The sequence below is a fragment of the Collinsella sp. AM28-11LB genome, assembly GCF_003469895.1.
Taxonomy (GTDB): domain Bacteria; phylum Actinomycetota; class Coriobacteriia; order Coriobacteriales; family Coriobacteriaceae; genus Collinsella.
Genome location: NZ_QSKJ01000002.1, coordinates 17,288 through 30,957, shown reverse-complemented (window position 1 = coordinate 30,957; position 13,670 = coordinate 17,288). Strand labels below are relative to the sequence as shown.

Genomic DNA, 13,670 nt, shown 5'->3' with positions numbered 1-13,670 from the left:
CAGGAACTATTCCACCGCAACTATCCTTGGAATCGGAATTTAGATTGTGCCTACTTTAGTGCCATTTCAAAACTATGCCGGATTACGGGGCTAATTCGGAGACCCCCATCCATACAGACATTTTTCGATATTTGATAAGCCGTCTACCTGCGGTTTTAATCTCGCGATTTTTCCCATGGTCAAGTAATACAGGTCCAGCCCCGTAATCCACCATACTTTTGAAACCAGCCCATTTGGAATGGGCCTCTTTTGACATCTTTTACTGCTTGATAGGCTGGTCATGCCAAGGAGTGTCCCGAAGTGCCGGCATAAAAGGAACGTCCCTATGTGCCGGGCTTGGGATACCATGGTGGCAGTCTAGCGAAAGGATGTTTCATGGCACATGTCGATGACCAGCGTGTGGCGCGCGTGCTCGATGCGCTCGAGGCTCAGCACCCCGGCGCGCAGCTGCTCGTAAACGACCCGTGGTCGATTTACTATCTGACCGGTTTTTATGCCGATATGTTCGAGCGTTTTTGTGGCGTGCTGCTCGCGCGCAATACCGAGCCAGTGATCCTAGTCAACGCGCTGCATCAGCTGCCCGAGTATGATAATGCGCGCGTCACCTATCACACCGATACCGACATCGTGGGCGACGCCATCGCTCGCGAGGTCGATCCGACCAAACCGCTCGGCATCGACACCGTCATGCGTTCCGGCTTTTTGATGCCGCTCATGGATCGTCGCGCCGCGAGCGAGTTCTTCCTGGGCGACTTTGCCGTCTCCGCCGCACGCGCCCACAAGGATGCCGCCGAGCAGGAGCTCATGCGCGTGTCCTCGGCCGCCAACGACGCCGTGATGGCCGATGCCATCAAACTCGTCCACGAAGGCGTAACGGAGCGCGAAATTGCCGACCAGATGCTCGGCCTGTACCGCAATCACGGCTGCGAGGGCTTTAGCTTTCCGCCCATCGTGAGCTTTGGCACCAACGCCGGCGATCCGCACCACGAGCCCGACGACACCGTACTCAAGCGTGGCGACGTGGTGCTGTTCGACATTGGCGGACGCCGCTGCAACTACTGCTCGGACATGACGCGTACATTCTTTTGGGGCGAGCCGGACGAGGAGACCGCACGCATCTACGATATCGTTCGCCGCGCCAACGAGGCCGCCGAGGCACTCATCGCACCGGGCGTGCGCATGTGCGACCTGGACCGTGCCGCACGCGACGTGATTGAGGATGCGGGCTACGGCAAGTACTTTACGCATCGCCTGGGCCACTCGATCGGTCTGCAGGACCACGAGTCGGGCGACGTCTCACTGGTCAACGAGCAGGTCGTAGAGCCAGGCATGACCTTCTCCATCGAACCGGGCATCTACCTCCCCGGCCGCACCGGCGTCCGCATCGAAGACCTAGCCCTGGTGACCGAGAACGGCGTCGAGATTCTCAACGCCTACCCCCACGAAGCTACGCGCCTAGACTAGGCTCATCCCCAACTGAAGAGGAAACTTGGGTAGCTAATTTGGGACGGGCTTTTTTAGCTGCCCTATGTCAAATGTGGTTTCCTGCTTCGAAGACTCCGGGTAGGGTAGCTAAAAAAGCCCCGTCCCAAATTAGCTACCCTCCAGGATGGGTTAACGGAGCAGGCCGGCTACTTCGCCGGCTAGGGTGATGGTGCCGGCTGCTACGAAGGACTCGCCCGCGGCATCGAGGGCTGCGAGGGCCTCGGACACGCTCGTGTACACGCCCGCGAGCTTATCGGCGTCCACCAGGGCGGCGAGCTCCTTTGCCGGCAGGGCGCGATCGGAATCGGTCTGGGTCACAACCACGCGCGGAAAGGCTGGAATCAGCACGTCGACGATGCCCGCCACGTCCTTGTCGGCCAGCGCGGCGCACAGCAATGTGGGGCGGTTTTCCACGCACGGATCGATCTCGTCCAACGCGCTTACAAAGTTCTCGCAGCTCTGGGGGTTATGGCAGGCGTCGATCAGCTTGAGCGGATCGGTTCCCAGTACATCAAAGCGACCCGGCGTGGGGCAGCCCATAAGCGAAGCATCAAGCTTGTCATGGTCGAGCTCGCGGCCCAGATACCCCTCGCACAGCATAATCGCACACGCTGCATTCTGCGGCTGATACGCCGGCTTCACCATGCTCGACGCATAGATCGCACGCGGCGTAGTGCAGCTAAACTCCACCGTGTCGCCCACACGCGCCGGCACCTTAGTCGTGGCGTGGCTCACCACGAGCGGCACGATGCCGCACTCGCGGCAACGGGCATCCATCACGCGCTGAACGCTCGCCTCGTGCGTGCCCTCGCCCAAAACAACCAAGCGCCCGGGTTTGATAACCGCAGCCTTCTCCCCCGCAATGGCCTCGAGCGTATCGCCCAAAATGCGCGTGTGATCGAGCCCAATGCCCGTAATGGCAACGGCGACGGGATCGGTCGCGCTCGTGGCGTCCCAACGGCCGCCCATGCCAACCTCGAGCACGGCAACATCCACCGCGGCCTCGGCAAACACCACAAGTGCGGCGGCCGTCAGCAGGTCAAACGGCGTGATGGTATAGGCGCGCTCCCCCGCCGCCACACGACGGGCATTCACTCGATGCCCCGCCTCAACAGCGGCCGAAACGCCACGGGCGAATGCCTCATCGCTCACGACGCATCCATCGACTTCCATGCGCTCGGGATAGCGCACCAGCTGTGGCGACGTATACAGCGCGGTCTTGAGCCCCTCACCACGAAGAATGGCAGCCGAAAAACGCGTAGTCGAAGTCTTGCCATTGGTACCGGCAACCTGAATGCAATCAAAGTACTCGTCCGGATGCCCCAGCTCATCGAGCATATCGACAACCGTCTCGAGCAGAGGCCCAGCATCCCCAGAAATCCGCCCCGTATCAGCAGCCAGCCCAACAGCCTCATCAAACGAAAGCAAATCAAACTCAAAAGGAACGGTATACAAGCCAGAACGCTTAGGCATTTTTAGAACCGCCATTCATAGAAAAAAACAGTATAGGTTGAGGATAGTCAGCGAAAACGCCTCTGATGAGCCAAGGTGCCGTGAAACAAGGGCGCATAGGGCTTATGCCCATGCGCCCGAAGTTGAACGGCAGATTGGCCATCAGAGGCGTTTGCAGCGTCGAGTCAGCCGCCGTTCGTTAGAACGGCGGAATAGGTGTCCGCAGCGGAGAGCAAAGCATCGGGACGCGCCCCTCAGTAAGCCCTACGAGAAGTCAGCAACCTGAGCAGTCAGCGCCGCCAGGATCTCCTTGAGCTCAGCTGCACGGTCCCTCTTCTTCTGGACCACCGCGGGCGCGGCCTTGGCCACAAAGCCCTCGTTGGCGAGCGTCTTCTCGCAGCCGAGGAGCTCCTTCTGGGCCGCGGCAATCTCCTTCTCCAGGCGCGCCTTCTCGGCCGAAAGGTCGACCTTGCCCTCGAGCACCACAAAGACCTCGACGCCGCTATCGACCACGGCGATGCTCGCGGCCGGCTTCTCAACGTCGGTACCCATGACCAGCGAGGTGGTGTTGGCCAGCGGCTCGATGGTCGAGCGCAGGCTCTCGAGCTTCTCGATATCCTCGGCACCGGCGCGCACGACCACGTCGAGCTCGGCCTTGGGGCTCAAGCGATAACGCGAACGGGTGGCGCGGGCGGCGGAAACGACGGTACGGCACAGCTCAAACGCGCGCTCGGCAGGCTCGTCGACGTACTTGGCGTAGTCGGCGGGCTCCGGCCACTTGGCGATCATGAGCGCCTCGGCGCGGTCCACGTTGCCCTCGGCGTCCAAATCGAGCACGCTCGCCGGCATGTTGTCCCAAATCTCCTCGGTGACAAACGGCATGAGCGGGTGCATCAGGCGAATGGAGGTGTCGAGCACAAAGATCAGGTTGCGCTGAGCCTGCAGACGGCCCTCGCCCTTCAGGCGGGCCTTAGTGACCTCGACGTACCAGTCGCAGACCTCGTTCCAGAAGAACTGCTGCACGCCGCGGGCCATGTCGCCAAAGGTGTAGTTCTCGATGCCCTCGGTGACCATCTTCACGGCCTTGGCCAGACGGCTGAACATCCAAGCGTCGGCCGGCGTCTCCACGACGGGCTCGCCGGGCGTGTAGCCCTCCATGTTCATGAGCAGGAAGCGGCTGGCATTCCAGATCTTTGTCACAAACGACTTGGCCTGCTCGGTACGCGGGCTGTCGATGAGCTTCTTGGACTTCTTATCGATGTTCGCGTCGAACTTAACGTCCTGATTGTTGGTGCACAGCGTGAGCAGGTTGTAGCGCATGGCGTCGGCGCCATACATGCCAATAAGGTCCATGGGGTCAACGCCGTTGCCCTTGGACTTGGACATGCGGCTGCCGTCCTTGGCAAGAATCGTCGGGTAGATGACGACGTCCTTAAACGGCACCTCGTCCAGGAAGTACAGTGAGCTCATGACCATGCGGGCAACCCACAGTGCGATGATGTCGCGCGCGGTGACGAGCGCCGTCGTGGGGTGATGGCCCTCGAGCAGCTCCGGCTTTTGCGGCCAGCCCTGCGTGGCGAAGGTCCACAGCTGCGAGCTGAACCAGGTGTCCAGCACGTTCTCGTCCTGATGCACGTGATGGCCGCCGCACTTGGGGCACACATCGGTGTCCTCGGTGAGGGCGTCCTCCCAGCCGCAGTCCTCGCAGTAGAACACGGGGATGCGGTGGCCCCACCACAGCTGGCGGCTGATGCACCAGTCCTTGAGGTTCTCCATCCAGGTAGTGTAGGTCTGCGTCCAGCGCGCGGGGTGGAAGGTGACCTTGCCGGAGTTGACGGCGTCGAGCGCCGGTCCCTTGAGCTTGTCGACGGCCACGAACCACTGCTCCGACAGCCACGGCTCCAGGGCGGAGTCGCAACGGTAGCAGTGCATGACGGAGTGATCGTGCTCGTCGACGTGGTCGAGCAGGCCGTGCTCGTCGAACCACTTGATGACGGCCTCGCGGCACTCGTCGCGGTTCATGCCGGTGAACTCGCCGTAGCCCTCGACGACCACCGCGTGCTCGTCGAAAATATTGATCTGCGGCAGGTCGTGGGCCTGGCCCATGGCGTAATCGTTGGGGTCGTGGGCCGGGGTGACCTTAACGAAGCCGGAGCCAAAGTTGGCGTCGACGTGCCAATCCTCAAAGATGGGGATCTCGCGGTCGACGATGGGGAGCTTGACGGTCTTGCCCACAAAGGCGGCCTTCTCGGGGTCCTTCGGGGAGACGGCAACGCCCGTGTCGCCGAGCATGGTCTCGGGGCGCGTGGTGGCGACGACGATGTAGTCCTGGCCGTTGACCGGCTCGGTCAGCGGGTAGCGCAGGTGCCACAGGTGGCCCTTCTCGTCCTTGTACTCGGCCTCGTCGTCCGAAATAGCGGTGGTGCAGTTGGGGCACCAGTTGACGATGCGCTTGCCGCGGTAGATCAGGCCGTCGTGGTACCAGTCGCAGAACACCTTGCGCACGGCCTGGGCGTAGTCCTCGTCCATGGTAAAGCGCTCGTTATCAAAGTCGACGGAGCAACCCATGCGCTTGATCTGCTCGACGATGATGCCGCCGTACTCGTGGGTCCAGTCCCAGCAGGCGTCGACAAACTTGTCGCGGCCAATCTCCAGGCGGCTGATGCCCTCACTTTTGAGTTTCTTGTCGACCTTGGTCTGCGTGGCGATACCGGCGTGGTCGGTACCCAGCACCCAGCGCGTGGACTTGCCGCGCATGCGGGCCATACGGATGATGGCGTCCTGGATGGAGTCGTCGGTGGCGTGGCCCATGTGGAGCTTGCCGGTCACGTTGGGAGGCGGAATGGTGACGGTACAGTCGCCCACGCCCTCGCGGCGCTTATAGTAGCCGCCGTCGAGCCACTTCTGCAGGATCGCCGGCTCGTTGGTCGACGGATCGTAATTCTTGGGCATCTCTTCCATATATCTCTCCCTGTCCCACCGGGGAGGAATGTAGGCCCGATTTTCGTTCGGTCAGGTCCTGGGCTCGCTCGAAGACCACATTAAGTGGTCTTCGGCTCGTGCGGAATCTACGAAAAACGGGCCTACATTCCTCCCCTTAGGTATCGATTACTTCAGTCTGAATTGACTTCGCTTTGGCTTAAACAAACACACAGAATAGCACAGGTAGTTGGGGTTATTGCGTATATATAAAATAGCCTCCGACCGCGGGTGGTCGGAGGCTATTTGCAAGCACGTATTTGGCTGGTTTAGCCGTAGAAGCGCTGGGGCTGCTCGTCGCCCTTTACGGAGGCTTCGGTCACGATGACCTTGGTTACGCCCTCCTCACTGGGGAGGTCGAACATCGTCTGCTGCAGCACGTCCTCGCAGATGGAACGCAGGCCGCGGGCGCCGGTCTTGCGGGCAAGTGCCATGCGGGCGATCTCGTGCAGGGCCGCGTCCTCAAACTCAAGCTCAACGTCCTCGAGCTGGAACATCTTACGGTACTGGCGCACCACGGCGTTCTTGGGCTCGGTCAGGATCGACACCAGGTCGTCCTCGTCGAGCGCTTGCGTCTGGGTGACGACCGGCGTGCGTCCCACAAACTCGGGGATCATGCCAAAGGCGTTGAGGTCCTGCGGGAGCACCTGACGCAGCAGGTCGTTCTCGTCGACCGAGGTGGGGCCGGCAATCTCGGAGTTAAAGCCCACACCCTTGTTGCCCACGCGGTCGGCGATGATCTTATCCAGGCCCACAAAGGCACCGCCGCAGATAAACAGGATGTTGGTCGTGTCGATCTGCAACAGCTCCTGCTGGGGATGCTTGCGGCCGCCGGTGGGCGGAACGCTTGCCACCGTGCCCTCAAGAATCTTAAGCAGTGCCTGCTGAACGCCCTCGCCCGAAACATCGCGGGTGATGGACAGGTTCTCGGCCTTGCGGGCGATCTTGTCGATCTCGTCCACATAGATGATGCCCACCTGTGCGCGCTCGATATCGCCATCGGCGGCGTTGATGAGCTTGAGCAGGATGTTCTCCACGTCCTCGCCCACATAGCCGGCCTCGGTGAGCGCGGTGGCGTCGGCGATGGCAAACGGCACCTCGAGAATACGCGCGAGCGTCTGGGCAAGCAGGGTCTTACCGGTACCGGTGGGACCGAGCAGCAAAATGTTGGACTTGGCGAGCTCCACCTCGTCCATATCGTCGTCGAGCTGCGCGTCCGAGCCGTCGTCATAGGCCGAAAGCGCAGCGCCGCCCTCAATCACGCGGCGGTAGTGGTTGTACACGGCAACCGACATGGCGCGCTTGGCATCTTCCTGGCCCATGACATAGGCCGAAAGCTCGGCATAGATCTCGTGCGGCGTCGGCACGTGCGTAATGACCTGACGCATATCGTCCTCGAGCTCAAAGCCCTCGGCCTCGGTATCCACAGCGGGCTGAGATGCGGCCTGGCCGTGGTCGTTGAGAAAGCCCGGCAGCTTGCCGTTGCGGGCGGCGTCCATAAAGTCCGAAGCCAGCGACTCCTCCAAAATCTCGGAGCAGGCGGCAACGCACTCGTCGCAGATAAAGATGTTGGTCGGGCCCTTTACAAGACGGCGAACCTGCCCCTGTTCTTTTCCGCAGAAGGAGCAGCGGATGGGGTTGCCGTTCTCGTCGAAATTGTCCTGCATGTTACCGGCCATCCTAGGCGTCCTTCGCGGCGAGATCGCGCGAGGTAACGATACGGTCGATCAGGCCGTAGTCGAGGGCCTCGGCAGCGGTCAGGTAGTTGTCGCGCTCGGTATCGGCCTGGACCTTCTCGATGGGCTGGCCCGAGGCATCGGACAGGATCTGATTGAGCTCGCGACGGGTCTTCTTGATCTCCTCGGCAACGATCTCAATCTCGGTCTGCTGGCCCTGGGCGCCACCGCTGGGCTGGTGAATCATGACCTTGGAGTGCGGCAAGCAGAAGCGCTTACCCTTGGCGCCGGCCGAAAGCAGCACGGCGGCCATGGACGCAGCCATGCCCACACAAATGGTGGAGACCTGCGGCTTGATGAAGTTCATGGTGTCCAGAATCGCCAGGCCGGAGTAGACCTCGCCACCGGGCGAATTGATGTAGAGCGAGATATCCTTCTCGGCATCCTGGCTCTCAAGATGCAGCAGCTGGGCAACGACCAGGTTGGCACTGACAGAGTTGATCTCCTCGCCCAAGAAGATGATGCGGTCGTTGAGCAGGCGCGAATAGATATCGTAGCTGCGCTCGCCGCGCGGCGTCTGCTCGATAACGTATGGCACGAGGGCGGAATCGAACTTAGCGATCATACGCATCTCCATTTCTCTCTTGCGGACCAAATTGGTTCTAGATAAACGTACGGTGCCCGCATGCTATGCATTGGCTGGCACCGTACGAAGCAACCGGATAACCGGCTTATAACTTTACCCCATCACGGGCACACGCATGCGCTCGCGGACAAGGTGGCGAGAATTACTCGGCGTCCTTGGCGGTCTCGTCGACCTCGGTCACCTTGGCGTTCTCGACCAGGTGATCGACGGCCTTGGAGCGACGGATGGACTCGCGGACGGCGGGCATGCGGCCATCGGCGATGAACTCGGCCTTGGAAGCCTCGACGTCCTTGACGCCAGCCTTCTCGAACTCGGCGTTGATGTCGTCCTCGGTGACCTCGATCTTGAGCTCACGGGCGAGGGCGTCGAGCGCCAGGGACTCACGGGCAACGTCGTTGGCCTGCCTGTGCAGGTCGCCGATGAACTGCTCCATGGTCAGACCGGAAGCGGGCAGCCAGGTGTCCAGGGTCATGCCGCGGGCAGCGAGGTTGGACAGGAAGTTCTGGCCAAGCTCCTCAAAGACGGATTGCTCGTAGTCGGCGTCCATCTCCTCGAGCTGCAGACGCTCGGCGAGAGCGGAGACGCAACGGTTCTCCTTCTCGGCCGGGAGGCGGGAAGCCTTGTCCTGCTCGATCTCGAGCTTGATGGCGTCGCGCATGGCGTCGATGCTGTCGAAGCCAAAGTCGGACTTGACGAGCTCGTCGGTGAGCTCGGGGGTGTTGCGGACCTTGATGCCCTTGACGGTGACCTCGACGGTGTGGGTCTCGGCCTCCTCGCCCTCCTCGACCTCGTCGGTCCAGGTGACGGTCTTGACGTCGTCAACGTTAGCGCCGATCAGGGCCTCGTTGAACTCCTTGGGGTTGCTGTCGCTACCGGCGATGAGCATACGGCCCTCGGCGGCGAAGTTATCAGCGTTCTCGACGGCCTTGAGGTCGACGGTCACATAGTCGTCAGCCTCGACGGCGCGGCCCTCGACGTCCTCGAAGGTGGCGCGGTAGTTGAGGAGCATCTCGACCTGGTTGTTGATCTCGGACTCGGTGACCTCCGCGGGAGGCATCTCGATCTCGACGGCATCGAAGGAGGAGAGCTCAGCGGCAGGACGCAGGGAGAACTCGACAGTGTAGGTGTAGTCCTCGTGATCCTTGGCGAGGTCGAGCTCCTTGTAGTCACCGTTCTTGGTGGGGACGATGTCCAGCTCGTTGAGGACGGCGGGCTCGTTGGCGGCGATCAGGTCGTTAGTGGCCTGAGCGAGGGTAGCCTCGGCGCCAAGAGCGGAGTCGATAACCGGACGGGGAGCCTTGCCGGCACGGAAGCCCGGGAAGCGGTACTTCTTGGCGGTGTCCTTGTAGGCCTTCTTGATCGCGGCGTCGACGTCGGCGGCCGGGATGGTGACCGTAGCGGTGAGCTTGGCGTCCTTGACGTCAGAAGCGGTGATGTTCAACACGTTCCTCCTCATACTGCCCAGCTTATCTGAGGTGCTGGTACCTTTATGCAACAAAGAGTCGCGACGGCGGGAGCCGACGCAGATGCGTTGGTGCGGGCGAAAGGACTCGAACCTTCACGGGAATCCCACCAGAACCTAAATCTGGCGCGTCTACCAATTCCGCCACGCCCGCATGTGCGCACAGACTAGGAATGATAGCAGATACGAACGGCAAGCGCACGCACACGTTTTTGGCTCACGACCTCACCACGAGTTGCCGATGGCTCAGGGTAGCTAATTTGGGACGGGGCTATTTTATCTACCCCACCAAGGCATTCGAGCTCGGGGCCGAATTCGAAGTGTGGGTAGCTAAAGCGTACGGCCTCGTAGCTCGCGCGGTAGTCGTGTTTGACGACCACGATGTGCTCGATCACGTCACGCACGTAACCCATGTCCACGAACTCGGCGAGCGGCACGCGGCCGGCACCCGTCAGCTCAACATAGGAATCGAGCGCGAGGAAGGCGGAGAGCACGTCCGAGAAGCCAAAGCGGCCGTAGATGCTGCCACCCACCGTGGCGGTATTGCGCAGCTGCACGCCCACAATGTCGTGGACGGCAAACTCAAACACATTGTTGACGAGCGCGTTGAGCTCGGCATGGCGCTCGAGCTGGCGCAGGGTGCACATGGCGCCGATGCGAAACTCGGTCTCGGTCTCCTCGATCTGATCGAGTCCGCAGGCCGAAAGGTCAATCGCCGTCGCCACGCGACGCGATCCCAGGCGCATCCAGATGCCGCCGCCCACAATCTTGTTGTTGCGGTTTTACTGCAAGAGCTCATAGGCTTCGGCCGCGTTTCCAACACGGACATAGGTACCGAACTTGAGCAAGTTCTCCCCCATCTCTTTACTTGTCCAGTACCTCTAAGTGTACCAAACGAGGGCGCACGGCCCTCGCCACCATAGAAAAAGGCTCCCGGACGATATGGTCGAGAGCCTTAGGTGCATCAGCTGGTGCTGAACGGAGCTATGTTGAGCTGGATTTAGCAGACGCCCTGAGCAAGCATGGCGTCGGCGACCTTCAGGAAGCCGGCGATGTTGGCGCCCATGACAAAGTTGCCCTCCTGGCCATACTCCTTGGCGGTGTCGTCCACGTTGTGGAACATGCCGCGCATGAGCTGCTCGAGCTTACCGTCGACTTCCTCGAAGGTCCAGGACAGGTGCTCGGCGTTCTGGCTCATCTCCAGGCCGGACACGAGCACGCCACCGGCGTTGGCAGCCTTACCAGGCATAAAGGCGACGCCGTTCTCCTGGAAGTAGGTCGTGGCCTCGATGGTCGTGGGCATGTTTGCGCCCTCGCCGACCGCCTTGCAGCCGTTGGCGACGAGCGCCTGGGCGTCCTCGAGCAGCAGCGTGTTCTCGCGAGCACAGGGCAGCGCGATGTCGCAGGGCAGCTGCCACACGCCGCGGCCGTCGCCCTCGTGCCACACGGCGTTGGGCTTCTCGTCAACATACATGGCGAGCGTGACGCCCTTATCGTGACCGGAACGCTTCTGGTTGTAGACGTGCTCGAGCACGGAGTAGTCGATGCCGTCGGGATCCTCGACCCAGCCGTGAGTATCGGAGCAGGCCAGCACCTTGCCGCCGAGCTGGGAAACCTTCTGGACGGCGTAGATAGCGACGTTGCCGGAGCCGTGAACGACGACGTTCTTGCCCTCGAAGGAGTCGCCGCGGCTCTTGAGGTACTCGTCCACAAAGTAGACCAGGCCGTAGCCGGTGGCCTCGGTACGGGCGAGCGAGCCGCCAAAGGAGAGGCCCTTGCCGGTGAGGACGCCGGTCCACTCGTTGGTCAGGCGCTTGTACTGACCGAACATGTAGGCAACCTCGCGGCCGCCAACGCCCAGGTCGCCGGCGGGGACGTCGGTGTTGGGGCCGATGTGGCGATAGAGCTCGGTCATGAAGGACTGGCAGAAGTGCATGATCTCGTTGTTGGACTTGCCCTTGGGGTCAAAGTCGGAGCCGCCCTTGCCGCCGCCCATGGGAAGGGTGGTCAGGCTGTTCTTGAGGATCTGCTCCAGACCCAGGAACTTGAGCATACCCAGGGTGACCGTCGGGTTAAAGCGCAGGCCGCCCTTGTAGGGTCCAATGGCAGAGTTGAACTCGACGCGGTAACCGCGGTTGACCTGAACCTTGCCCTGGTCGTCGACCCAGGGAACACGGAACATGACGATGCGTTCGGGCTCGACAAGGCGCTCAAGCAGGGCGGCCTCCTCGTACTCGGGGTGGGCGTCGAGCGCCGGCTGGATGGTGCCGAGGATCTCGGTCGCGGCCTGGATGAACTCAGGCTGCTCGGGATAGCGGGCCTTGAGCTCTTCGAGAACTTTCTGCGTGTAGCTCATGCTTCCTCCAATGATGGGAAACGAAAAGTGTCGGTCGCGGCACCCTATGCGCCGCGAGCTTTATCGTGTATGGATAATATCGCACTGTTGCGGCAAAGTTACGAATAAGACCGCGGGCGGATGTTTCATTTTGATTACGATGCAGGTAGATGGGTTTTTGACCGCCTGACGTGCAAATCGCGTGTTTCAAAGCTGTTTCTCGCACGTTTCGAAACCACCACAAAGGGGACAGGCACCTTTGTGGTGGTTTTGGCGCGATGCGTTGGCGGGAACGTATGTGAATCGAACACATCCAAGACGTTTTGCACGCCTCGCAACGGTTTTGAGGACCGCGGGGCCCACCGGGGCACATCCGTTCCCAAGCGTGGCGGTATTTTACCAAACCGAACAGACCATAACCGAAAAGAGCGATGCGGAGGCCGCTAGCGCAGCAATCTCAGACCGCCGGCCTCCTTGTCGAGCACTGTAAAGCGCACGGCATCCAGATGCTCCAAGATGCTGATGGTTCGCTTGCGAGACACGCCCAGAGCTTCACGCAGCACACTCGTGGTGGCGGCACCGCCAGCAGCCTCGATAGCCGTCGCAACAACCTCACGCGCATGAGCCTCGGCGGCGGCGGACAAGGCAACGTCACGCTCGACCTTAACGATCGAGCGGTTAAGCGAAAGCTCGCGCAGGGCGCGCGTCATGGTGTCGCGATCGAGCTGAAGCTGCTCGCCCACCTCGGGAAGCGTCGGCGCATTAAGACCAGCCTCGTCCAGCAGGGCAACGATACGCTGGCCAGCCTCGCGTACCACGCGTATCGCCGCAGCAGCGGAATGCGGGTCGATCACCTCGGCACCTTCGACGGTGCACACGCCACGCGCGCAGCCCTCGGCAATAAGTGCCATCGCGACATCGTTGCCGGCGCCCGGCCAAGCCATATGCGCGACCGCACCGGACGTAAAGCCGATCTCTTTGGGAGCCGCCGCGTGCATCGAGGACAAGGCAGCAGCCAGCACATCCATTGCAGTATCGAGGGCCGAGGCATCTGCGTAGAACACCGCATCGCCCGCGGCAAGCTCGCACACGGCAGTCTGGTCCACAAGCCCACGCAAAACGACCTCGACCTCGCCGGTAACAAGATCGAGCGCTGCAGCAACAGTGGAAGCAGCGACAGGTAGCGTCTGCAGCGCTAGCCACGTGCGTACCCCGTCCGCGACATCTCCGATCTCAAGCGCCGCATACAACGCGCGCTCCCCCGCCGACAGAGCCCGCGCGCGGCGACAGTGCGAAAGCAGGACGCGTCCGCCACCAAGCAGCGAAACTGGCGAATACGACAGAATGACGGCCTGATCGCCGACGCGCAACGGCAGCGGCCGTTCCAGGCGCACCTGCACCACACGCGTCTCGCCGACCGCGAGGGGCGGCTCGTCGTCCAAAAGCATAATGCGGCCGAGCACCTCGGCCGTGCCCGCCATGACGTGCATGCGCGTACCCGAAGCAAGAACGCCGGATCGCACGCCATCGCGCCCCACATATGTCAGTTGCATCAAAAAGCGCAGCGTCTGGCCCACGCGACCCTCGACGCCGAGCATCTCGCCGCGCTTGAGGCCCGCCTCGCCATCGCCCACC

The 13,670-nt window shown here is 61.7% G+C and carries 9 protein-coding genes and 2 tRNA genes; 1 reads left to right on the top strand and 10 read right to left on the bottom strand.

What is annotated here, in order from left to right; all coding sequences use genetic code 11:
* Positions 1-375 precede the first annotated feature (375 nt).
* Complete coding sequence (locus DW732_RS02080) at positions 376-1,464, top strand: Xaa-Pro peptidase family protein (RefSeq protein WP_118098433.1); 1,089 nt, start codon at positions 376-378, stop codon at positions 1,462-1,464.
* Between the two features lie 150 nt (positions 1,465-1,614).
* Here DW732_RS02080 and DW732_RS02075 read toward each other — a convergent pair whose 3' ends face one another.
* From DW732_RS02075 to DW732_RS02035, 10 genes are all read right to left on the bottom strand, one after another.
* Positions 1,615-2,958, bottom strand: coding sequence for a folylpolyglutamate synthase/dihydrofolate synthase family protein (locus DW732_RS02075; RefSeq protein WP_118098431.1), 1,344 nt, complete (start codon positions 2,956-2,958; stop codon positions 1,615-1,617).
* A gap of 243 nt (positions 2,959-3,201) precedes the next feature.
* On the bottom strand, positions 3,202-5,898 hold the full coding sequence (locus DW732_RS02070) for a valine--tRNA ligase (RefSeq protein ID WP_118098429.1): 2,697 nt from the start codon (positions 5,896-5,898) through the stop codon (positions 3,202-3,204).
* Between the two features lie 287 nt (positions 5,899-6,185).
* Positions 6,186-7,595 carry an ATP-dependent Clp protease ATP-binding subunit ClpX gene (clpX, locus tag DW732_RS02065; RefSeq protein WP_118098427.1) on the bottom strand — a complete coding sequence of 470 codons (1,410 nt, stop codon included), beginning with the start codon at positions 7,593-7,595 and terminating at the stop codon, positions 6,186-6,188.
* Between the two features lies 1 nt (position 7,596).
* Complete coding sequence (locus DW732_RS02060) at positions 7,597-8,217, bottom strand: ATP-dependent Clp protease proteolytic subunit (RefSeq protein ID WP_022095182.1); 621 nt, start codon at positions 8,215-8,217, stop codon at positions 7,597-7,599.
* A gap of 163 nt (positions 8,218-8,380) precedes the next feature.
* Positions 8,381-9,682, bottom strand: coding sequence for a trigger factor (gene tig, locus DW732_RS02055; protein WP_233539328.1), 1,302 nt, complete (start codon positions 9,680-9,682; stop codon positions 8,381-8,383).
* Between the two features lie 88 nt (positions 9,683-9,770).
* Positions 9,771-9,854: transfer RNA gene (locus DW732_RS02050), tRNA-Leu, on the bottom strand.
* Positions 9,855-9,867: 13 nt separating this feature from the next.
* On the bottom strand, positions 9,868-10,464 hold the full coding sequence (locus tag DW732_RS02045) for an FAD binding domain-containing protein (protein WP_199569701.1): 597 nt from the start codon (positions 10,462-10,464) through the stop codon (positions 9,868-9,870).
* Positions 10,465-10,700: 236 nt separating this feature from the next.
* Positions 10,701-12,056, bottom strand: a complete 1,356-nt coding sequence (gene gdhA, locus DW732_RS02040; protein WP_118098423.1) for an NADP-specific glutamate dehydrogenase — start codon at positions 12,054-12,056, stop codon at positions 10,701-10,703.
* A gap of 263 nt (positions 12,057-12,319) precedes the next feature.
* A tRNA-Sec gene (locus DW732_RS09830) sits at positions 12,320-12,416 on the bottom strand.
* A 62-nt stretch (positions 12,417-12,478) separates the two neighbouring features.
* A complete protein-coding gene (locus DW732_RS02035; protein WP_118098421.1) occupies positions 12,479-13,669 on the bottom strand; it encodes a SelB C-terminal domain-containing protein in 1,191 nt (396 codons plus the stop codon).
* Between the last annotated feature and the right edge of the window lies 1 nt (position 13,670).

Bases quoted from the DNA above. Each gene is read 5' to 3' on its own strand.
- DW732_RS02080 (WP_118098433.1), top strand. From the start codon at position 376: ATGGCACATGTCGATGACCAGCGTGTGGCGCGCGTGCTCGATGCGCTC.
- DW732_RS02075 (WP_118098431.1), bottom strand. From the start codon at position 2,958: ATGCCTAAGCGTTCTGGCTTGTATACCGTTCCTTTTGAGTTTGATTTG.
- DW732_RS02070 (WP_118098429.1), bottom strand. From the start codon at position 5,898: ATGGAAGAGATGCCCAAGAATTACGATCCGTCGACCAACGAGCCGGCG.
- clpX (WP_118098427.1), bottom strand. From the start codon at position 7,595: ATGGCCGGTAACATGCAGGACAATTTCGACGAGAACGGCAACCCCATC.
- DW732_RS02060 (WP_022095182.1), bottom strand. From the start codon at position 8,217: ATGATCGCTAAGTTCGATTCCGCCCTCGTGCCATACGTTATCGAGCAG.
- gdhA (WP_118098423.1), bottom strand. From the start codon at position 12,056: ATGAGCTACACGCAGAAAGTTCTCGAAGAGCTCAAGGCCCGCTATCCC.